This window comes from Pseudomonas sp. 65/3-MNA-CIBAN-0223, assembly GCF_040310425.1.
GTDB lineage: Bacteria > Pseudomonadota > Gammaproteobacteria > Pseudomonadales > Pseudomonadaceae > Aquipseudomonas > Aquipseudomonas gregormendelii.
The window spans coordinates 1-232 of record NZ_JBEOPV010000374.1 but is presented as its reverse complement, the minus strand read 5'-3'; the positions used below and the strand labels follow the sequence as shown (position 1 = coordinate 232).

Below are 232 nucleotides of genomic sequence, written 5' to 3'. Positions count from 1 at the left end.
GCGTCGAGCAGGGCTGGGTGCTCGATGGCGTGATGAGCCAGAGCGAGCAGCAGCTGCAGAACCTGTGGAAGCTGCGTGAGTACATCTCCGAGACCATCAGCCACTGGACGCCGTACAAGAACGACATCTCGGTGACCATCGCCAAGGTGCCGGCCTTCCTCAAGGAAATCGACGCCATCGTCGGTGAGCACTACCCGGACTTCGAGATCGTCTGGTTCGGCCACATCGGCGA

General features: G+C 61.2%; 1 protein-coding gene. It reads left to right on the top strand.

Annotated features, from left to right (window positions below; all coding sequences use genetic code 11):
- The coding region (locus AAEZ09_RS29285; protein WP_350601818.1) for an FAD-linked oxidase C-terminal domain-containing protein at positions 1-232 on the top strand (232 nt) is incomplete at both ends.